The sequence below is a fragment of the Serratia grimesii NBRC 13537 genome, from assembly GCF_001590905.1.
GTDB lineage: Bacteria > Pseudomonadota > Gammaproteobacteria > Enterobacterales > Enterobacteriaceae > Serratia > Serratia grimesii.
The window spans coordinates 228,298-248,641 of the sequence record NZ_BCTT01000005.1 but is presented as its reverse complement, the minus strand read 5'-3'; the positions used below and the strand labels follow the sequence as shown (position 1 = coordinate 248,641).

Annotated in this window: 22 protein-coding genes, 1 tRNA gene and 3 pseudogenes; 17 read left to right on the top strand and 9 right to left on the bottom strand. The window is 50.3% G+C overall.

Annotation, left to right across the window (positions count from 1 at the left end):
- Positions 1 to 106 precede the first annotated feature (106 nt).
- The 7 genes and pseudogenes from SGR01S_RS05980 (at position 107) to SGR01S_RS24485 (ending at position 4,973) form a co-directional block, all read left to right on the top strand.
- Positions 107 to 973, top strand: a complete 867-nt coding sequence (locus SGR01S_RS05980; protein WP_061806844.1) for a GTPase family protein — start codon at positions 107 to 109, stop codon at positions 971 to 973.
- A 49-nt stretch (positions 974 to 1,022) separates the two neighbouring features.
- Entirely contained in the window at positions 1,023 to 1,844 is an 822-nt protein-coding gene (locus tag SGR01S_RS05975; RefSeq protein WP_061806843.1) for a DUF932 domain-containing protein, read from the top strand.
- Between the two features lie 218 nt (positions 1,845 to 2,062).
- Positions 2,063 to 2,764 carry a DeoR family transcriptional regulator gene (locus SGR01S_RS05970; protein ID WP_061806842.1) on the top strand — a complete coding sequence of 234 codons (702 nt, stop codon included), beginning with the start codon at positions 2,063 to 2,065 and terminating at the stop codon, positions 2,762 to 2,764.
- 40 nt (positions 2,765 to 2,804) lie between these two features.
- Positions 2,805 to 3,041: a hypothetical protein gene (locus SGR01S_RS05965; RefSeq protein WP_061806841.1), complete on the top strand. Its 237-nt coding sequence runs from the start codon at positions 2,805 to 2,807 to the stop codon at positions 3,039 to 3,041.
- A complete protein-coding gene (locus SGR01S_RS05960; protein WP_061806840.1) occupies positions 3,041 to 3,484 on the top strand; it encodes a YfjS/YafY family lipoprotein in 444 nt (147 codons plus the stop codon). Before SGR01S_RS05965 ends, SGR01S_RS05960 begins: the two co-directional genes overlap by 1 nt.
- Before the next feature lie 23 nt (positions 3,485 to 3,507).
- The gene (locus tag SGR01S_RS05955; protein WP_061806839.1) at positions 3,508 to 3,975 is read left to right on the top strand and encodes a YfjT/YkfB family phage-associated protein; all 468 of its coding nucleotides are present in this window, start codon (positions 3,508 to 3,510) and stop codon (positions 3,973 to 3,975) included.
- Positions 3,976 to 4,610: 635 nt separating this feature from the next.
- Positions 4,611 to 4,973 (top strand): annotated as a pseudogene (locus SGR01S_RS24485) (transposase).
- A gap of 43 nt (positions 4,974 to 5,016) precedes the next feature.
- Here SGR01S_RS24485 and mcrC read toward each other — a convergent pair.
- The 5 genes and pseudogenes from mcrC to SGR01S_RS05935 all read right to left on the bottom strand — a co-directional run bounded on the left by mcrC (position 5,017) and on the right by SGR01S_RS05935 (position 10,604).
- Positions 5,017 to 6,168, bottom strand: coding sequence for a 5-methylcytosine-specific restriction endonuclease system specificity protein McrC (gene mcrC / locus SGR01S_RS05950; protein WP_061806838.1), 1,152 nt, complete (start codon positions 6,166 to 6,168; stop codon positions 5,017 to 5,019).
- Positions 6,165 to 8,120: an AAA family ATPase gene (locus tag SGR01S_RS05945; RefSeq protein ID WP_061806837.1), complete on the bottom strand. Its 1,956-nt coding sequence runs from the start codon at positions 8,118 to 8,120 to the stop codon at positions 6,165 to 6,167. The genes mcrC and SGR01S_RS05945 overlap by 4 nt, the downstream gene beginning before the upstream one ends.
- 78 nt (positions 8,121 to 8,198) lie before the next feature.
- Positions 8,199 to 8,330: pseudogene (locus SGR01S_RS24480) on the bottom strand (hypothetical protein); the annotation flags it as partial.
- 294 nt (positions 8,331 to 8,624) lie between these two features.
- Positions 8,625 to 9,626 (bottom strand): hypothetical protein, encoded by a 1,002-nt coding sequence (locus SGR01S_RS05940; protein WP_061806836.1) that lies wholly within the window; start codon positions 9,624 to 9,626, stop codon positions 8,625 to 8,627.
- A gap of 15 nt (positions 9,627 to 9,641) precedes the next feature.
- Positions 9,642 to 10,604, bottom strand: a complete 963-nt coding sequence (locus SGR01S_RS05935; RefSeq protein WP_061806835.1) for a hypothetical protein — start codon at positions 10,602 to 10,604, stop codon at positions 9,642 to 9,644.
- Positions 10,605 to 11,021: 417 nt separating this feature from the next.
- Here SGR01S_RS05935 and radC point away from each other — a divergent pair, with 417 nt between their 5' ends.
- From radC to SGR01S_RS05915, 4 genes and pseudogenes are all read left to right on the top strand, one after another.
- Complete coding sequence (gene radC / locus SGR01S_RS05930; RefSeq protein ID WP_061806834.1) at positions 11,022 to 11,501, top strand: RadC family protein; 480 nt, start codon at positions 11,022 to 11,024, stop codon at positions 11,499 to 11,501.
- A gap of 14 nt (positions 11,502 to 11,515) precedes the next feature.
- Complete coding sequence (locus tag SGR01S_RS05925) at positions 11,516 to 11,851, top strand: type IV toxin-antitoxin system YeeU family antitoxin (protein ID WP_061806833.1); 336 nt, start codon at positions 11,516 to 11,518, stop codon at positions 11,849 to 11,851.
- A gap of 66 nt (positions 11,852 to 11,917) precedes the next feature.
- Positions 11,918 to 12,238, top strand: coding sequence for a TA system toxin CbtA family protein (locus tag SGR01S_RS05920; protein WP_061806832.1), 321 nt, complete (start codon positions 11,918 to 11,920; stop codon positions 12,236 to 12,238).
- A gap of 113 nt (positions 12,239 to 12,351) precedes the next feature.
- Positions 12,352 to 13,188: pseudogene (locus SGR01S_RS05915) on the top strand (DUF4942 domain-containing protein).
- Positions 13,189 to 13,290: 102 nt separating this feature from the next.
- Here SGR01S_RS05915 and SGR01S_RS05910 read toward each other — a convergent pair.
- The 3 genes from SGR01S_RS05910 to SGR01S_RS05900 all read right to left on the bottom strand — a co-directional run bounded on the left by SGR01S_RS05910 (position 13,291) and on the right by SGR01S_RS05900 (position 14,015).
- A tRNA-Arg gene (locus tag SGR01S_RS05910) sits at positions 13,291 to 13,367 on the bottom strand.
- A 145-nt stretch (positions 13,368 to 13,512) separates the two neighbouring features.
- On the bottom strand, positions 13,513 to 13,809 hold the full coding sequence (locus SGR01S_RS05905; RefSeq protein ID WP_061806831.1) for a hypothetical protein: 297 nt from the start codon (positions 13,807 to 13,809) through the stop codon (positions 13,513 to 13,515).
- The gene (locus SGR01S_RS05900; RefSeq protein ID WP_037417919.1) at positions 13,806 to 14,015 is read right to left on the bottom strand and encodes a hypothetical protein; all 210 of its coding nucleotides are present in this window, start codon (positions 14,013 to 14,015) and stop codon (positions 13,806 to 13,808) included. Before SGR01S_RS05900 ends, SGR01S_RS05905 begins: the two co-directional genes overlap by 4 nt.
- Positions 14,016 to 14,246: 231 nt before the next feature.
- Here SGR01S_RS05900 and folD point away from each other — a divergent pair, with 231 nt between their 5' ends.
- The gene (gene folD / locus SGR01S_RS05895; protein ID WP_061806830.1) at positions 14,247 to 15,113 is read left to right on the top strand and encodes a bifunctional methylenetetrahydrofolate dehydrogenase/methenyltetrahydrofolate cyclohydrolase FolD; all 867 of its coding nucleotides are present in this window, start codon (positions 14,247 to 14,249) and stop codon (positions 15,111 to 15,113) included.
- Between the two features lie 10 nt (positions 15,114 to 15,123).
- Positions 15,124 to 15,336, top strand: coding sequence for a ribosome-associated protein YbcJ (ybcJ, locus tag SGR01S_RS05890; protein ID WP_012005606.1), 213 nt, complete (start codon positions 15,124 to 15,126; stop codon positions 15,334 to 15,336).
- 193 nt (positions 15,337 to 15,529) lie between these two features.
- Here ybcJ and cysS read toward each other — a convergent pair whose 3' ends face one another.
- Positions 15,530 to 16,915 (bottom strand): cysteine--tRNA ligase, encoded by a 1,386-nt coding sequence (cysS, locus tag SGR01S_RS05885; protein ID WP_061806829.1) that lies wholly within the window; start codon positions 16,913 to 16,915, stop codon positions 15,530 to 15,532.
- 302 nt (positions 16,916 to 17,217) lie between these two features.
- Here cysS and ppiB point away from each other — a divergent pair, with 302 nt between their 5' ends.
- From ppiB to purK, 4 genes are all read left to right on the top strand, one after another.
- On the top strand, positions 17,218 to 17,712 hold the full coding sequence (gene ppiB, locus SGR01S_RS05880) for a peptidylprolyl isomerase B (protein WP_037417904.1): 495 nt from the start codon (positions 17,218 to 17,220) through the stop codon (positions 17,710 to 17,712).
- 10 nt (positions 17,713 to 17,722) lie between these two features.
- Positions 17,723 to 18,445 carry a UDP-2,3-diacylglucosamine diphosphatase gene (locus SGR01S_RS05875; RefSeq protein WP_037417901.1) on the top strand — a complete coding sequence of 241 codons (723 nt, stop codon included), beginning with the start codon at positions 17,723 to 17,725 and terminating at the stop codon, positions 18,443 to 18,445.
- A gap of 165 nt (positions 18,446 to 18,610) precedes the next feature.
- A complete protein-coding gene (gene purE, locus SGR01S_RS05870; protein ID WP_037417898.1) occupies positions 18,611 to 19,135 on the top strand; it encodes a 5-(carboxyamino)imidazole ribonucleotide mutase in 525 nt (174 codons plus the stop codon).
- The gene (gene purK, locus SGR01S_RS05865) at positions 19,132 to 20,199 is read left to right on the top strand and encodes a 5-(carboxyamino)imidazole ribonucleotide synthase (RefSeq protein ID WP_037417895.1); all 1,068 of its coding nucleotides are present in this window, start codon (positions 19,132 to 19,134) and stop codon (positions 20,197 to 20,199) included. The genes purE and purK overlap by 4 nt, the downstream gene beginning before the upstream one ends.
- Positions 20,200 to 20,344: the final 145 nt, after the last annotated feature.

Genomic DNA, 20,344 nt, shown 5'->3' with positions numbered 1-20,344 from the left:
GCATTCGAAAAAATTTCAAGCATATATCATCATCCTGAACGCACCACCATAACGGCGAATCCACAACGGATTCGCCGTTTTTGTTTTCTTTATTTCAGGAGATGCCATGAGAAATCAAGAAGGCCTACAGTCCCTGCAGGACTCACTCAAGGGATTACCAGAATGGGCCTCAGAGCGGCTCATGCAGCAGATTCGTCTGCTCACCAACTATGAGCCGGTCATTGGCATTATGGGCAAAACTGGTGCCGGTAAATCATCGTTATGCAATGCCCTGTTTCAGGGGGAAGTTTCACCCGTCAGCGATGTGACAGCCTGTACCCGTGAGCCCTTGCGCTTCCGGCTGAAGGTCGGTGAGCGGAGCATGTTACTGGTCGACTTACCGGGTGTAGGTGAAAACGAACAGCGCGATACAGAGTACGCGACACTCTACCACCAGCAGTTACCGAAGCTTGACCTGGTGCTGTGGCTGATTAAAGCCGATGACCGTGCACTGGCAGTCGATGAGCAGTTTTACCGTCAGGTCATTGGTGAGCAGTACCGGAGCAGAGTGCTTTTCGTTATCAGTCAGGCTGACAAGATTGAACCTACAGACAGCCTCATTGGCGGAGTGTCAACTGCTCAGAAGCGCAGCATCAGCCGTAAAATCGTTGCCCTTCACGAGCTGTTCCAACCTGTTCATCCGGTCTGTGCGGTATCGGTGCGCACGAAGTGGGGACTCAGGGTTATGGCAGAGCGTATGATCCGCAGCCTGCCGCGTGAGGCCAGCAGTCCGGTGGTGGCGCAACTGCAGCGCCCCTTTCGTACTAAACAGGTAAAGGAGAAAGCGCGCAGTGATTTTGGTGAAACGGTCGGTGCCGCGCTGGATATAGTCTGCAATGTTCCCCTTGTACCCGCCCCGGTACGCACGCTAATACGCGCCGTACGTGACACGGTGGTCTCTGTGGCCCGCGCCGTATGGGATTTTTTCTTCTGAGTTTCCTTCTTTTACTTCCTGTCGTTAATCCAGATATCTGAGGTGTTATATGTCCCGTTTAGCTTCCCGCTTTGGTGCGGCGAACCTCGTTCGTCGTGACCGCCCACTGACTGATGATGAGCTCATGCGCTTTGTGCCCAGCGTGTTCAGTCAGGAAAAACATAAATCACGCAGTGCGCGTTATACCTATATCCCGACGATTACCCTGTTGGACGGCCTTCGCCATGAAGGCTTTCAGCCCTTCTTTGCCTGCCAGACCCGAGTACGTGACCCGGAGCGTCGCGAGCATACCAAACACATGTTGCGCCTGCGTCGTGCCGGGCAAATCACCGGTAAACAGGTGCCGGAAATCATTCTGCTGAATTCGCACGATGGCACCAGCTCGTACCAGATGCTGCCGGGGCTGTTTCGTCAGGTTTGCCAGAACGGGCTGATTTGCGGTGAGACCTTTGGCGAGGTACGGGTTCCGCATAAAGGAGACGTGGTAAGTCAGGTGATAGAAGGGGCGTATGAGGTGCTGGGGATTTTTGACCGGGTGGAGGAAAAGCGCGATGCGATGCAGTCGCTGATGCTGCCACCTCCGGCCCGTCAGGCACTGGCAAAAGCCGCTATCACTTATCGCTTTGGCGAGGACCACCAGCCGGTAACCGAAGCTCAGGTTCTCACTCCCCGCCGTTACGAAGATTACAGCAATGACCTGTGGACCACCTATCAGCGCGTGCAGGAAAACCTGATTAAGGGCGGACTCAGTGGCCGTAATGTTAAAGGCGGGCGGACGCACACTCGTGCCGTACGTGGCATTGACGGGGATGTGAAGCTTAACCGGGCACTGTGGGTGATGGCGGAAACATTGCTTACACAACTGCAGTAGTCATTACCTTTGTTGCCATGTTGTTAATATCGGACACCACCTGTCCGCATTGCAACGTACTGACAGATCTCACTCCCTCGAAGATGACCTGTAACCCCCACCACATCTGACTTTTGCAGAAATGAAAAATAGTTTCTGCAGTGTCCATACCCTGTCCGCACCCCTCTTTAAAGTATTCACATCATTTTCAGTCAGTTAACTTTCACGGAGAACCATTCATGACACAGGCAGAACGCCGCCATGACCGGCTGGCTGTCAGGCTGTCACTGATAATCAGCCGTCTGGTGGCGGGGGAAACGCTGAGCGTACGCAAACTGGCCGCTGAGTTTGGCGTGTCGGTGCGCACACTGCGGCGGGATTTTCGTGAGCGGTTGATGTATCTGGACCTGGAATATCAGTCCGGCTACTGCCGCTTACGTACTGCTGGCAGTGAGATGCAGATGGTGCCAGATGTGCTTATCTTTGCCCACAGGAGCGGGCTGGCCGGGCTTTTCCCTGGCCTTGACCGCCGCCTGGTGAACGCACTGCTGATGTGTGACGAGTCTCCCTGCGTGATATCGCCCGCCAATCCACTCCCTTCACCGTCTGGCTCATTGTCTTTCTGGCGGTTGATTCAGGCTATTACCGGGCACAGGCGGGTGATGCTGATTGCGGATGGACAGCGCTGTGAGCGACTGGCTCCCTGTCGGTTGCTCATCCACCAGCAGGCCTGGTACCTGGTGGGTGAGCACGGCGGACATATCGCCGTATTCACCCTGGATGAAATCCATCTGGTTCAGCCCCTGCAGGAGACGTTCCGCCGTAATGACAGTCTGTGCCGCCTGGCTGAAGACCCGGTGTTCATTCAGGCCTTGCCCCATTTTCGCTTTATACAGCAGTCACTGCTTGCGTTTATTCCGGCTGACAACTCACCGGAATAGCACAGGCTTTGTTATCAACCCGGCAACAGGGAGGAGCCCTATGCCCGTTATTGTCATTATCGCCATTGTTGTCATCGTCATCATTCTCAACAAAACCGGGGTGTCCGACAGCCTCACGGCCCTGACACTTGGCACCGTTGCTGCACTGCTGACGGGCGGTGGCGCAGCCGGTGCCGCCAGTGTTGCGCTGACGCCGTTCATCGGTGTTCCGGTAGGCATTTTCGTGGGGATTTATGTCTTTGCCAAAGTAGTTCGTCTGATTTCAGGAAAAAAATAATGAAACGTAAAACACTCCCTCTGCTGGCACTGGTTGCCACCCCCCTGTTGCTGAGCGCCTGCGATGACAGGAGTGATGACCTGAAAGCCATCAGCAAATTTAAGGACCTCACGCCTCCGCGCTTCAGTGACGTAGTCAGCCGCCAGGATGATGTCAGTGAGGAATGGGCACAGATTGGCTTCTCCACCGGTCTCACCCTGCAGGTCTTACGTACCCGCCAGTCGCCGGAAGGTTGCGAGGGCGGCAGTTACTACTACCTGGTGGATATGGAGGAAAAAACCGTGCAGCCGCTGATGAATGCGCTGTGTATTGCTGACAACATCAAACTGGAATACCACGAGGTCACGGACCCGTATACGAAGGAAAAATACTTCGAATACTCCCATGACGGCAAACTGATGGGACGGCTGCTGACACCGTCAAATCCTGATAATCAGGAATAAAAATAAAGATAAAGGAAACAGGAATGAAAACACATTCACTCAGCCGGTTTGCGCTGGCAGGCGTACTGCTCGCGAGCTTTAATGCTTCTGCGGTTCCCGGACTCTGGCAGCAGGGTTACGGCCAGGGCAATGCGGAATACAGCGTGACGGACGCCAGTGGGAAGATGTTTACCATCAACTGTACGGAAAATCCGGACCAGAACGGTATCTACCAGCACTCGGTTTTTCTTACCCTCGCGGGAGATAAAACGGTCAGTTCGCATGATGACGGTACCGATATCACGGTGGTGATGAACCATCAGCAATACGCCATTCCGTCCAGCCTGGGCTGGCGTAACGGGGATAACGCCTGGTACAGCTTTATCATGGATATTCGCAAGGCCTCGCAGTTCGAGGTCTACGTCAATGACCGGAAAGCGGGTACCTTCAGTGCTGACCTGAAGAATGCCACGAAGGTCCTGCCAACGTTAGCGAACTGCACTAACGACTGATACATTCATTTTCGACATGCAATCCAACCCCGACGGCCACCAGGCTGCTGGGGTTTTCTTTTTTTGTCGCTGAATCTCCATCGCTCTTCGTTCACTTTCACTCATGTTAAAGTTCGGCACTTATCTACGATGGACTAATTTGGGGCATCCTGGAGCGTCCTCTTACAGAAATCCAATAGCGCTTTCAAATTGGGCCGACACCAAGAAAAACAGCTATAACTCATCTCCACCTACTGAAACTAATGTAAGTTTCTGATCCGTCACTTTTTTAAAGCAAAAGGAATGATAAAATATTCGCGTATTATGTTGAGATTGTTTGTTTATTCAGCGGATGAGAAAAATTATGGATAAAATTTGTGAAAAGTGCGGACACATGATGAGTGCATGTATCTGTGGGATTTGTGAGGACTGTGACGAGAAAGAGTCTGACTGTACCTGCAAAAAATGTAACCAGTGCAACAAGCTTGAAGACTTCTGCTCTTGTAGAGTTTGTGAAGAATGTGCTGAAAAAGAAGAAGAGTGCCGCTGTTGATGTGTTAAAAATACTAGCTGCAGGTGCTTCCTGCCTGCAGCTTTGATTGCCGACGTTATACCGGCTACAGCTGTGATACGCCGGATGACGAACCGAATCCCGCATTGTCTATTCCATCGACTTTAAACTTCGCATCGTTGAACTAGCCTCTCAGCCCGACGACAATGTTGCATAGATTGCTCGTGAAAATGGGGTTGCACACAACTTCATCTTTAAGTGGCTACGTCTGTGGCAAAACGAGGGCCGCATATCACGGCGTCTTCCGGCAACCATAGTTCACCCGGCACTGTTACCTTTTGAGATCGTGCCTGAATCTGTATCACCAGATATCAGCTCAGCCCCATGCTCGCTGAATGCCTCTTCCTGTTGCGTAGAGTTCCGCCACGGCAAAATCACTCTGGAAAACCCATTGACAGAGCTACTTGCTGTTCTGCTACTTGAACTCATCGGGAGAAGTCCCGGATGATTAATCTTCCGTCGGGTAACAGCTACGTTGCTGCAATAGTAGATTATATTGCAGCAACTGCTTTATGAGGTGGCAAGCCATCAGCCGCGACTCCCGCGCAATCATGGGCTAATTCCAGTAATTGTCTTTTAATTGTTTTGGCATCTACCGCCATATCTACCGTAGCAAAATGGATCTTATGTCCCTGAGTGACAACATATTCATTGATCATATAGCCAACGGCGGGATGAAGCAGAAGGCCAGCAGCATTGAGCGAAAGTGGGTCCGCCTGGCTCTCTTGTGTTCTTAGGTAGGTATATAACTGATAAATATAGCTATTACGTAGGGATTGTTCCCGATGCCAGCCCTTTGTCAGGATCGCATTAAACTTGGTATCGATAATAATGCGCTGCTGGGCCATCTTGTGTTCAAGAATAATGTCAGACTTCATCGTTGGAAAAATCTCTGCGCTGCCCGCACTTTGCTCGCTCAACGCCCATTTCAGCTCTTTCCCGGCAGAGATCCGCCAGGTTGTTTTGGCGAGGTGTACACGATAAAAGCCCGCAATACCTTTTTCAAATAGCCTTCTCATCCAGTAAAGATTATCTGAGGGCGCGGGCAAAAGATGTTGCCCTTGATCTTCGGTCGGCATCAGCAGTTCAAAAGCTAATTGTGCGGCATCGACCATCGGTTTATCAGCGGCATCATGGCGTCCAAAACGCCGCACCGAGGGCAGTTCGCGGTTGTCAGGATACCCTCCATTTATTCCCTCACGACGAAGTGATATTGCCATAACGTGGCAATCTGCTGCCAGCGATGGCTTCGCTATGATCGGGGTCAGACGTTCTAACGCGCAGCGAACATAGCGGTTTCGTGGGTTGTCGAGGGTCATGTCCTGAAAATGGCAGGCGACCCGACCCCGCTCCAGCAACTGATGACTGGCCGTATACAGTACATCAATGCGTCCTCTCACCCGGTTCAGGGCCGCATGACGGGTTTGGTATCCCATGCTTAAATTGCGATGACGGCGCAGCGCAATCTCATGTAGCAAGATTGTCGCCACCAGGTCGGGTATTTCTGCCGGGTTATCTTCAACCGCAATATGACTGCGTCCCAACTGGCGAAACAGATCTGAAGCGTACAGCATCAGCAGCCAAAGATTTCGCACGGGAATGCGTGACGCTTTATGTTGCTCACTCCCGGTGATTGTCGTCATTCTGCTAATAACACTTTTCTGGCTTCGTCGACTTTGTTCGGGGCATCAAACCAGTATTCGGCTAGCAAAGGGCAGATCTCTGTATCGACGACCTGTTCATACCAGGTCTGAGCTTCGTTGATTTGCTGGCCGGTGGCTGGGGTGACGTAGCTGTGACCGATACAATACTGCGGCCCTAAGGTGACATCTTTTGCCAGCATCTCGTTTAGCGCCGTCAGTCGAGATTCGATGATGGCTAACAGATCTAAATCAATTGCGAATTTATGATTTACCCAGTTTTTCCACGCGTCATTAAACGCTGGCTTTAAATCGATAAATGCAAAACGGCGACGCAGTGCCAGGTCGAGTAGTGCCAGGGAGCGGTCTGCAATATTCATCGTGCCGATGATATACAGATTCTCAGGTATGTAGATTTTTTCATCAGTATTTTCACTGTAGGAGAGCGCCAGCGCCTCGGTCGGTGTGCGTTTATCGGCTTCCATCAACGTGAGTGTTTCACCGAATATTTGCGCCGGATTGCCACGGTTAATCTCTTCAATAATCACCACATATTTCGCGGCAGGATTATTGATCGCAGTTTTGATTGCATTCACAAAAGGTCCATCGATTAGCGTTAATCGCCCCTCTTTTCCTGGACGCCAGCCACGAATAAAGTCTTCGTAAGAGAGGTTCGGGTGAAATTGCACCGCGCTAATACGCTCAGGCGCTTGTTCTCCCATTAAGCAGTACGCCAGGCGGCGCGCCAGCCAGGTTTTCCCTGTTCCTGGTGGCCCTTGTAGGATCAGGTTTTTCTTGTCGACCAGGCGCTGAAGTGTGAGTTGGATCTTCGCTTTTTCCAGGAAACAGCCCTCCTGAATCAGATGACTGATGGCGTAAGGCGCGTGAGTGAGTTTTGTTGGCGGCGCACTCTCTTCGACTGTTTCCTCAGTTATCGTCTGGGATTCGTTTTTTTCAAAATTCAGGTATTCATAATTTCCGGACTCAAGGAATTTTAACTCATCATCATTGCGTAATTTCTGCAGATAAAAGTAGATTGAGCTTGTAACCGTTTTGCTCTCAGGACGTTCCGCCTTGAATACGTCCAGGTAGTTTTCTTTCAACTCCGAAGCAGTGAAATAAGGGCTCTCTTTTTTCAGGCATAACGCCTTAATTTTATTCAGTAGAGACGCTTTCCACGTTCGATTTTCCACTTCATCTTTAGACTGGCTAAGATCGGTATTCCACGCTGACAGAGAGAGTTCCGGGAAGGAATGAACCGGATAGTTGGGTTGTGTAAAGGCCTTGTTTAGCGCCTGCATAATGGTCAGATAGCTTTGTCCACTGCAGCGACCTTTTACCCCGTTTTTAAGGATCTTAATATTTAACACTTTCTGGATGTAATACTGCGACTGGCTATCTAAAGTGGGGTAGAACCTGGGACGGGTCCAGTACAGCCCCATGGTCAGATTCCAGCCGACATTCATCACTGCAGAAGCGATGTCATATGCGGAAGTGAAGTCTGCGGAATTCGTATTCTGGTTATCCGCAAACGTCATTGCCTGGGAGAACATCTCCCACAAGCGTTCAATGTCTTCAGGATCGCGCGACCTTTCATAACCAAAGAACCAGGATTTTTGGTTATTCAGCAGCGGGATACCGGCAAAGGAGTCGGGAACCGGTTCGTTCACGCCCAATAAATTCGCCAGCCTGGCGGCAATAATTTTGCGATTGGTGTCGGTCAGGCTGCGATTGAACAAGCCCATGGTAGTAAACGGACAAATATCTTTTAAAGGAAAGGCCTCACCCTTGGCGGGTTTGTCCTGTAGATGGGACATCCCGTCGACTTCTGCGGCAATCAGGTGAATGCCTTTGACTAATTTGTCTCTCCGGTTCCGCCAGGTCAGTAACGCGCTGGCAAAAGCCTCATAAAAACGAGCCCAAGCAAATTTGACGTCATGTTCTGCTATGTCCACGGTTGCTCCCTTATGCTTGTTGGGCATTGATAACTTATCTGTGTGAATTTTAATATATTATTATCAGACTCGGGAAACTTAAACTACCCGATACAAGGATCGGCATGCGTTTTTCAAAAGATCACACCCCACCAGCTCAACCCGGTTCCCGTCCGGATCTGCATTCACCGCTTCATAAAACCCATCCCCGGTCATGCGTGGTGGGCTTAGAGCGGTCGGAGAGAAGCAAAACATGAATGGTACGCTGTCTACCACCAATCCCGAAAAAGGTCGTGCATGACCGTTTTTGGCACGCAGCAGATAGGCGGGGTGGTCATCAGGTCTGCTATGAGCGATCAACGGACATTGCTAACAACCTTCTGTGTGAATTCTTAGGGAGCAGGTCATGACAACGAATGGGGTTCTTTTGAGATGTTTAGCATGTTATAAATCTGCATAGCATCACGTTGAGGCTGTTACCCCACTTGTTCACACCAACCCTAACTCCACAGGCTGATTCATAAATTAGTAATCAGCATGTTTCACTCTTTTCAAAAATGCTTTCATATTTTCATTAGGTTGCTCAATTTCGAAGTTACTTCCATATAACTCTTGTAATTTTGGCCATAACTTACTTAATGCCCCTCCCCTGCGATAAAATGGATGAATCCAAACAGTAGATAGGTACGGGGAATTTGCATTTGAATTGTTTATTGTGACTAGCCCAACTAAACATTGTCGATAACCACTATTATCCATTGATTGTATTTCGTCGATGAACGGATATGCGATTACATCAATCCAACCATGATCGGTTGTATCCCATTGCATTCCGTCATGACATTCCTTTGACTGATAGCGGCGTAAAGCTACACACGCGAGCTTTTGCCAATCTGGAGAATTAATTGTGATCTCTTCATCGTATGACGCGCCTATTGGAGCGGGTATTGGTCTGATTAATCCAGCATGGCATTCATCATAGAACTTCATGTCTCCCTCAGAAACGTTGCGTACGTTGGTTTGCTCCATGTGTGCGCCATTCAAAAATAGCTCTGATAGTAGTGTATCTACGCTGTAATCTTTATTGATTATTGTCGGCTTAGAGTTTTTCTTATTAAGGCCGCGAGTAACGATTTTTTGATCAATGTTAACAACATGGAATAATCCGTCGGGGAGGCTAGCGAACCACGATGAGGCATCTGACCAGAATAGTATGCCTTTTGTACTTCTTAAGAGTTTAATTAAGTTAATACAAGCTTCTTCACTAGTCTTGCCGTTGATGCGAAGTATGTTAGGATTAAAGTAATATTCATCCATATCGGGGAATGCAGCTTCGCAAAATTCCTGTACATAATTTAGCACCTGGATTCTACAGAAATCATCATAGCTGGTAATAACTAAGGGGGTATCTTCATTACTATTATTATTATCAATAATGCAATCTATAGCGAGACTTACTGCTTTGCGTATCACTTCAGTTGAATCTAACGACTCTAAAAATTTTGTCTTTCGTGTGCGAATATCCATGTATGACCTGCGCTATTAAAATTCATGAATGAACGGTTTGTCATCTGGTTGTAAAATGGTGGTTTTATTCGTTGCTACATTTAAACTGTTGTAGAGCATAATTGCCAGGTTCGATGCATTTTCAATCAGCGTTTCAAGAGCCTGGTCTGTAATCACTACGAGGTTCCCTTCTTTATCCTTTCCACCACGATGCACTAAGTGATTTCGATTGAGGGTTGCCAATTCAATAGCTTCTATCGGACAGTCTTTTTGTACTTTTATATCGAATGTAGCTTCATAGCGGTCGATTACCTTTTTAGTGCTATGCCAGCTTGCACTGATCAAGTGTTCCTTGATTGACCTGATTAGCTCTCCCCTAATTTTCTCGATGGGTTCACCCTTGAAAGGCAACGCAGCAATATCTTTGCTTACTTTAAATTCAGTCTTACCTTTTTCTATACAATTGGCTATGTAAACATCATCTTTCTCTATAGAGTTAATGAATAGTTCAACATAAAGCGTTTCCAAAGCTGTAATAACATTCGTGTAGAGCAAACTAAGTAAGTGGTCTTTTTGCTGTTTTTCAGTTTTGTCTTTTGCAAGTTTCTTTATTTTATCGATATTGTCAATGAATTTTAAATACGGATTACCGGAAGACGTTACAGCGTCGTAGATATCATCATCGTACCAATCATCTATATTATTTGAGTTTCCAGACCAGTCAAAACATTGTGTTTGTAAGTCATCTACTAATTCCTCTATATACTCATATTTAACATATTGATCGAAGATGGATTGTAGTTCTTCGCTCGCATCATACGGCCCGCCATATATGTAAGCATAGCCACCTTCTCTACTTTCATACGGACAAGCATTTGCCGGATCTTCAAAGTTTTCAAAGAACCAGTTTTTCATTACTTCGAGTTGATCTTTTTTGCTTATGTATTTTAAAGATTTTAGTGGGACTTTCTTTCCATTAACCTCGAAAACAATTTTCACGATGTAACGCTCCATTGGTATGAATTGCGCAACTATTGTACCACGGCGGAATACAGAGCATGACCTGCCCCCTTAAACTAACATACCATGAGCCAGCAATGTCCGCTTCAGCACAAAGCGGACGATCATATCCAAGAAGTATCTGTACGGATCAATCTCATAATAGAACTCGATTAATACATTTTTCTAAATAATTACAGATAGATATTATCCCTATGTATTCTCCCGCATCCTCACTGGATTGCGGGGTTTTTTATTTTTAATACTGTGATTGGGTATGAACCACTGGTTCATTACTGGCTTCGTATCCTCATACATTTCGCACTCGTATTGCCACCTGCCTGCTCGAATACACCCATTACGTCTCCGTACCGAATCCAGTGCCACCCTTACTACCATTGATTAAGGAGTTTTGCCATGGAGAAACAACTGACCTTGTTTACGCCAGAACTACCGTTGACCTCACAGCGCACCATTAAACGAGCCCTGAGTCTGCTTGACCACCATCTGCGCGAACCGGGTGTGGCATTCACTTCCACACAGGCCGCTCGCGACTGGCTCAGGCTCAAGATGGGAACCCTTGAGCGCGAGGAATTTATCGTGCTGTATCTCAATAACCAGAACCAGCTGCTTGCCCACGAAACGCTCTTTACCGGCACCATCAGTCACACTGAAGTTCATCCCCGCGAGGTGGTAAAACGCGCCCTGTACTTTAATGCGGCGGCAGTGATATTTGCCCATAACCATCCTTCCGGGGAGGTCGCCCCGAGCCAGGCAGACAAGGCTGTCACTCAGCGACTGGTACAGGCGCTGATGCTGGTGGAGATCCGGGTGCCTGACCACCTGATTGTCGGCGGCAGGCAGATATTCTCTTTCGCCGAACATGGTCTTCTTTAAACAGGAATAAAATTATGAATAAAGACGTTACACAAACCTGGGGTCTTAAACGAGATATCACACCGTGTTTTGGAGCACGGCTGGTGCAGGAAGGTCATCGTCTGCATTTCCTGGCAGACCGGGCAGGATTCAACGGTTCGTTCAGCGAGATGCAGGCCCGAGATCTGGATGAAGCTTTTCCGCATTTTGTCACACATCTGGAGCTGATGCTGCTCTCCTGTGAACTGAATCCCCGGTACGCGCACTGCGTCACGCTGTACCGTAATGGGTTGACCTGTGAAGCCGATACGTTGGGTAGTCATGGGTATGTATATATCGCAATTTATCCCTCAAAACAGGTTAAAGACTGATTTTTAGCTTTATCCCTGCATCGTAATTCTTCAAACCTTTTCCTCCTTTATTAAGAGACTCAACTCATGCAAATCTCAACTGTACCGGCCACGTTGCCGGTTTCGTCACACCTGTCACCTGTGCAGGTCTGGCAGCAACTTTTAACGTATCTACTGGAGCAACATTACGGCCTGACACTCAACGACACGCCATTCCATGAGGACGCGGCCATTCAGGAACATATCGAAGCGGGAATAACATTGGCTGATGCGGTGAATTTCTTGGTTGAACGCTATGAGCTGGTGCGCACTGACCGCAAAAGATTCACTTGGCAGGAGCAAACCCCATTTCTGACCGCTACAGATATTCTCAGAGCAAAGCGGGCTACCGGATTAATGAATACGTAAATTCTTCGAGCCTCATTCCTGATTTTTACCTCTGCACTTTCCTCTCTTTTTATTCATCGCATAATGCGCCTGCCAATTCCGGCAGGCGTGTTTGCTTTAATGGACGGTTAACAATGCAAACAGAACCCGACGTGTTAACAGATCACAACGAACTTATCCTTTCGACCAATATCGAACGTGTGGTCACTGGCCGCGATACCGCACTGAAACAGATAGAACAACTCATTCAGCAGCTTGATGCCATTTCACGGCTAACCTCAGAAATTGGCGGTGGCACAGCGCAAGACTGGGCGATGAAAGCCGGGCACCGTTACGATAGCTGGATGACCGAAAAGGTAGATAAAGCGCTGCCTGCCGTCACCCGCAATATTGACCGTAGTATCTGGCGAGACTTGATGTTGAAGTCTGGCATGATGGCCTTGATGGATGCTCAGGCCCGTGACCAGTGGCATAAGAACCTGGAGGAGGGGGATCTGCCCGCCATCAGCGAGGCAAATATCCTCAGTACTTTTGAGGAGCTACATTGGAACAAAATGGATGTATTTGAGCGCGGCATTATCAATGTCTTTAAAGGGCTGTCGTGGGATTACAAAACCAATAGTCCCTGCAGCTTTGGTAAAAAGATCATCGTCAACAATCTGGTGAGTCACAATCGCTGGGGATTTAGCTTGAACTGGGGTTGGCGTAGGGATCAACTGGCGGATCTGGAGCGAATGCTATTTCTGCTGGATGGTAAACCGATACCCGACAACCGTGGCGATGTTACTACTCGATTGATGGAGCATATTCGGGACAACCCGTCGAAGGATGTTTACGAAGATGAGTTCTTCAGTATTCGTTACTTTTAGAAGGGAACTGCCCATTTGACGTTTAAACGCCTGGATCTGATTGAAAGGATGAATGACATCATTGCTAAGTACTTTCCGGGGATGCTGGCTAGTCCACATTAACGTTGATGGGTGTTGAGAAAATTTACTTACACCAGCCGTTACATAAACTTTTTGGATGTGTGATTTTTAGTGAGGGGGGTTGCGTAACTCATTGAGTTTAAATGGTACGCCCTACAGGGCTCGAACCTGTGACCTACGGCTTAGAAGGCCGTTGCTCTATCCAACTGAGCTAAGGGCGCATTGGGATGCGGCAACCGGAGTTGCGGAGTGCGATTATACGGTCAGGGGTTACTGAGTCAATGCCTTTTCATGACGTTACGGCGGCAGCCGTACTTTATGGCGAATTTTCAGCCATTGCGGTTACCGCGAATTCACTTAACGCCATCATTTACCTTGGTTTACGCTCAACGGCAGGTTGCCGCTACGTTGAGCCAGCCCAGAATCGCTCGGTTCAGGAATACGCTCCGATTGCTGCTGCCCGGCAGGGCGTTGCAGGCAAATGCGCGCCGAGCGTACCATCGCATTGATATTTCCCCAATCAGCATGCTCTGTGGTCAACAGGTTGCAAGCTGCGACTAACTGCTGATTTAAGACGGTGCTGACTGGCGCGGCATTTAACGAAGCCTGGCCTATTGGTATCCATGCCAGCAGCATAAGGCCAATCCCCCCGGTGTTTCTCATACATACAGCTTCCGGCACAGCGCACTCAGCCGTGCTTTCCAGGAAGGTAATGCTTTATGTGTACCGAGTTGGTGCAACGCAATCAGCTGTGCCACATCAGCGGGATGCATCGACGAATCAAACACCGTTTCCCCCACATGCTTGGGCAGATCAGCGGGGTTATCAATCTGGTGATGCAATGGGTGTAGCCGGGTAATGATCATCATGATTGTTGCTCCGTTTGCGCCTACGGCTGACGCGAATACCGCAGTGTGAATAGCAACAGCCTACGCAGTGAGCAGTAAAAAAGGCGTAGAGGATCATTCTGTTGGTATAAAAAAAGCGTAAATCACACCCGACAAACGCAGTCGATCACGATTCAACGCCTGACAGCGCGCTCCGCTTCTGACAAAATAGCCCCATTCCCCGCTTTTCTTAATTGATGGATTTCCTCACTGATGTCAGCAAAGATTATTGATGGTAAAACGATTGCGCAGCAGGTTAGAAACGAAGTGGCTGAGCAAGTTAAACAACGTCTGGCCGCAGGTAAACGTGCTCCGGGCCTGGCGGTAGTGCTGGTTGGCGAAAACCCAGCCTCACAAATTTACGTCGCCAGCAAGCGTCGTGCCTGTGATGAAGTGGGCTTTATCTCCCGCTCCTACGATCTTCCTGCCACCACCAGTGAGGCCGAATTGCTGGCGCTGATCGATCGGCTGAATGCTGACGGCGAGATCGACGGCATTTTAGTGCAGTTGCCGCTGCCCGCTGGCATCGATAACGTCAAAGTGCTGGAACGCATACATCCGGACAAAGACGTCGACGGTTTCCATCCGTACAACGTCGGTCGCCTGTGCCAGCGTTCGCCTAAGCTGCGTCCATGTACACCACGCGGTATCGTCACTTTGCTAGAACGCTATAACATCGATACCTACGGTCTGAATGCCGTGGTCGTTGGCGCATCCAACATTGTTGGTCGCCCAATGAGCATGGAGTTGTTGTTGGCTGGTTGCACGACGACGGTGACCCACCGCTTTACCAAAAATCTGCGCCACCACGTTGAAAATGCCGATCTGCTGATAGTTGCGGTCGGGAAACCAGGCTTTATTCCAGGCGACTGGATTAAACCGGGTGCTATCGTCGTTGATGTCGGCATTAACCGTCTGGAAAGTGGTAAAGTGGTCGGCGACGTAGAATTCGATGCCGCCAGCGAACGCGCGGCCTATATTACTCCGGTTCCGGGTGGCGTTGGCCCAATGACCGTTGCTACACTGATCCAAAATACCTTGCAGGCCTGCGAGGTTTATCACGACGTTCAACCTAAATAAGTAAGGCAGTATGGAAACTTTTAATCTGGATAATCACCCGCACGTCGAACTGTGCGACCTGCTCAAGTTCCAGGGCTGGTGTGAAAGTGGCGGTGCCGCCAAAGAAGTCATCGCCGATGGGCAGGTGAAAGTGAACGGTAAAGTTGAAACGCGTAAGCGCTGCAAAATCGTTGCCGATCAGGTCGTGGAGTTTAACGGCGGCAAGGTTGTTGTTAAGCCGTAAACCGTGCTCCATAGAAAAAGGCGCTGAATGTTAATTCAGCGCCTTTTTTGTTTGTCGGTGGTCTATACCCGAAATAATTGGAATTGCATCACGGCAGCCAGAGCATTCATCCCCAGGAGCTTACTCAAGTAAGTGACTGGGGTGGATACTCGCAGCTCACACAGATGCAGCTTCAAGTATGAGGGTATGTGGATTACTTACGGCGCCAGGTGGTCCCCTGCGGGCCATCTTCCAGCACAATGTTCATCTCGTTCAAGCGATCACGCGCAGCGTCCGCCAGCGCCCAATCTTTGGCTTTACGGGCGTCGTTACGCTGTTTGATCAAGGCTTCGATCTCTGTCACTTCAGCATCGTCAGCTTGTGCGCCACTCTGCAGGAACAATTCAGGTTCTTGCTGCAACAGGCCCAGCACCTTCGCCAGCTTGCGTAATTCCGCTGCCAACCCATTTGCTGCATTCAGGTCTTCAGCCTTCAGACGGTTAACCTCACGCGCCAAATCAAACAGGGCTGAGTAGGCTTCCGGCGTATTGAAATCGTCGTCCATGGCTTCGCGGAAACGGGTTTCAAAGACTTCACCGCCGGCCGGTTGAGCGTTGGCATCGGTACCGCGCAGCGCGGTGTACAAACGTTCCAGTGCAGTACGCGCCTGTTTCAGGTTCTCTTCGCTGTAGTTCAGTTGGCTGCGATAGTGGCCGGACATCAGGAAGTAACGCACGGTTTCAGCGTCGTAGTAACCCAACACGTCGCGGATGGTGAAGAAATTATCCAATGACTTGGACATTTTCTCTTTGTCGATCATCACCATACCGGAGTGCATCCAGTAGTTCACGTACGGGCCGTCATGCGCACAGCTTGACTGAGCAATCTCGTTCTCGTGGTGCGGGAACATCAGATCAGAACCACCACCGTGGATATCAAAATGGGTGCCCAACTGCTTGCCGTTCATGGCAGAACATTCAATGTGCCAGCCCGGACGCCCTGCACCCCACGGAGATTCCCAGCTCGGTTCGCCCGGCTTGGACATCTTCCACAGCACGAAATCCATCGGGTTGCGCTTCACGTCGTCGATTTCTACGCGTGCACCGGCCTGTAGCTGATCCAGATCCTGGCGTGACAACAGGCCGTATTGCGGATCGCTGTCAATAGAGAACATCACGTCGCCATTACTGGCTACGTATGCGTGATCACGGTCGATCAGACGCTGTGTGATCTCAATAATCTCAGCAATATGCTGTGTAGCTCGTGGCTCGATGTCCGGACGCTCGATCAACAAGGAATCAAAGTCGGCGTGCATCTCCGCCAGCATGCGCGTGGTCAGTTGATCACAGCTTTCGCCATTCTCTGTCGCGCGGCGGATAATTTTATCATCAACGTCGGTGACGTTACGCACGTAGTTCAGCGAATAGCCGAGATAACGCAAATAACGCGCCACAACGTCGAAAGCAACAAAGGTACGCCCATGGCCGATATGACACAGGTCATAGATGGTTACCCCGCACACGTACATGCCAACTTTACCGGCATGAATGGGTTTAAATTCCTCTTTTTGACGACTCAGGGTATTAAAAATCTTTAGCATCGGGACATTCCGTGGTGTGCGTGATAACAAAAATGGTAATTAGGCGATTCACCCAGCAGTGTATTGAAACCCGAAGCCTGAGCTAATGCAAGGTTAAGGCCGCGCTTTGCTGAGCTCAATGGTGGAAAACAGTGATAAATCAGCGATCGCCACTAACGTTATAATATAACAAAATCACTTTTACCACAGACTGTGCGCGGTTTAGCCGCTGCTGACTCATTAAAGGAGATATGTTATAACGGCGGTCTGATTGTTCACTCGCTTTACGTGACATCTCACTTCATCTTGTTAGGACTAAAACTATGGTTACTTTCCACACTAATCACGGCGACATCGTTATCAACACCTTTGCTGACAAAGCGCCGGTTACCGTTGAAAACTTCCTGAACTACTGCCGTGAAGGTTTCTACGATAACACCATTTTCCACCGTGTTATCAATGGCTTTATGGTTCAGGGCGGCGGTTTCGAGCCTGGCATGAACCAGAAAGACACCAAGGCTACCATCAAGAACGAAGCCAACAACGGTCTGAAAAACACCATCGGTACCCTGGCAATGGCGCGTACCAACGATCCACACTCCGCGACCGCACAGTTCTTCATCAACGTAGCTGACAACGACTTCCTGAACTTCCGCGGCGAAAACGCGCAAGGCTGGGGCTACTGTGTATTTGCTGAAGTGGTTGAAGGCATGGACGTGGTCAACAAGATCAAAGCCGTGAAAACTGGCCGCAGCGGCATGCACCAGGACGTACCGGTAGAAGACGTGATCATCACTAGCGTTACCGTCAGCGAGTAATCGCGGCTGCATGAACACGCTGTTCATCGCAGATCTGCATTTAAGCGCACAGGAACCGGCAATCACTGCCGGTTTTCTGCGTTTTTTGCAGCAAGATGCCATCCACGCCGACGCCCTGTACATTCTTGGCGACCTGTTCGAAGCCTGGATCGGTGATGACGATCCCGAGCCGCTGCACGGTGAGATCGCCACTGCGTTGAAGACGCTGCAACAGGCTGGTGTGCCCTGCTATTTTATCCACGGTAATCGTGATTTTCTGGTTGGCAAACGCTTTGCCCGCGCCAGTGGTATGCAACTGCTGCCGGAAGAGAAGGTGCTGGACCTGTATGGTCGAAAAATCCTGATCCTGCATGGCGACACGCTGTGTACCGACGATCAGGCCTATCAGCAGTTCCGCCGTAAAGTGCACAATCCGCTGATCCAAAAGCTGTTTCTGGCAATGCCGCTGCGTTGGCGACTTAAGATCGCAGCCAAAATGCGTGCTCGTAGCCAGCAGAGCAACCAATACAAGTCTGAATCCATTATGGACGTCAACCCTCAAGCGGTTGAGCAGGCGATGGTGCGTCACAACGTTCACTGGATGATCCACGGCCACACACACCGTCCAGCCGTGCATGAACTAACGTTGAGCAACGGTAAAGGCCACCGCGCAGTACTGGGTGCCTGGCACGTTGAAGGCTCAATGATCAAAGTCAGCGCTGACGCTGTCGAATTGATCCAATTCCCCTTCTAAGTTCCTGACATATTGCGCGAGTAAAAAATTCGCGCTTTTGACGGTGAAAACCGTCGACGCAACCGTTTTCCTTGCCGTGCGCTCATGGTATGCTCTACGCCCTCATTCGGCCTCCCGCCGCAGGCAACCGGCCGTCGTTTGTACAATTACAGGAGCCTTACACCCATGGGAGCCAACGCCGCTTCAGCCACCCACGCTGGGGTTAAAATCGCAATTGTAATGGGATCGAAAAGTGACTGGGCTACCATGCAGTTTGCGGCCGAAGTCCTGACCTCGCTCGATGTCCCGTTCCATGTCGAAGTCGTTTCCGCTCATCGTACGCCAGATAAGCTGTTCAGCTTCGCCGAACAGGCAAGTGCTAATGGCTTTGACGTGATCATCGCCGGTGCAGGCGGTGCTGCGCATCTGCCGGGCATGCTGGCCGCGAAAACACTGGTTCCGGTGCTGGGTGTGCCGGTCCAAAGTGCCGCACTGAGTGGTGTAGATAGCCTGTACTCCATCGTACAAATGCCACGTGGCATTCCCGTTGGCACGCTGGCAATCGGCAAAGCCGGTGCCGCCAATGCCGCCCTGCTGGCAGCACAAATTTTGGCGTTACACGACACCCTGCTGGCACAGCGTCTGGCAGACTGGCGTCAAGCGCAGACCGACGACGTACTGAACAATCCGGATCCGCGGGAGGAAGCATGAAGCCGGTTTGCGTACTAGGCAATGGTCAGTTGGGGCGCATGCTGCGTCAAGCAGGCGAACCGCTGGGTATCGCCGTGTATCCGGTTGGCATCGACGCCGAGCCGGAAGCCGTGCCTTATCAGAACAGCGTGATCACGGCTGAGATCGAGCGCTGGCCGGAAACGGCACTGACGCGCGAACTGGCAACCCATAACAGCTTCGTCAACCGTGATATTTTCCCACGCCTGGCGGACCGCCTGACGCAGAAACAGTTGCTCGATCAACTGGGCCTGGACACAGCGCCGTGGCAACTGCTGGCTGACGCCGACGAATGGCCACAGGTGTTTGCTACCTTAGGCGAACTGGCAATCGTCAAACGCCGTGTTGGCGGATACGACGGCCGTGGCCAATGGCGCTTACGCCCAGGCCAGGAAGCCGAGTTACCGGCAGACGCCTACGGTGAATGTATCGTCGAACAAGGGATTAACTTTTCCGGCGAGGTGTCATTGGTTGGGGCGCGTGGGCACGATGGCAAGTCGGTGTTCTATCCGCTGACCCATAACCTGCATGAAGAGGGTATTCTGCGCACCAGCGTCGCCTTACCGCAGCCTAACCCGGCCTTGCAGCAACAAGCCGAACAGATGCTGACAGCCATTCTTGATGAGCTGAACTACGTCGGTGTGATGGCAATGGAATGCTTTATCGTTGGCGATCGCCTGTTGATTAATGAGCTGGCACCCCGGGTACACAACAGCGGCCATTGGACGCAGAACGGCGCGTCCATCAGCCAGTTCGAACTGCATTTACGTGCCATTCTCGCTCTGCCGCTACCGAAACCCGTTGTGAGCACGCCATCAGTGATGGTCAACCTGATCGGTACCGCGGTAAATCAGCAATGGTTAGCACTGCCGTTGGTGCATCTGCACTGGTACGAAAAAGAGGTGCGTGAAGGTCGTAAGGTCGGGCACCTAAATCTGAACGACCCTGACGCTGCTGTATTGCAGCAGACCTTGCAGGCACTGGCACCGCTGCTGCCGACCGAATACCAAAGCGGTCTGGCCTGGGCGCAGCAAAAACTGGCTTAAACGTTTATCCGTGCCAAAAACAAAGGGTTCAACTCACAGTAAACTTAACCCTTTCAGATTGCTGGCAAAGCCCGTTATTAGGGAGAGCGTACCGAAGGGGTCGTAGCGGCTTGCCCGCCGGAGCGCCCCTCGGTGCGCCAGGCCC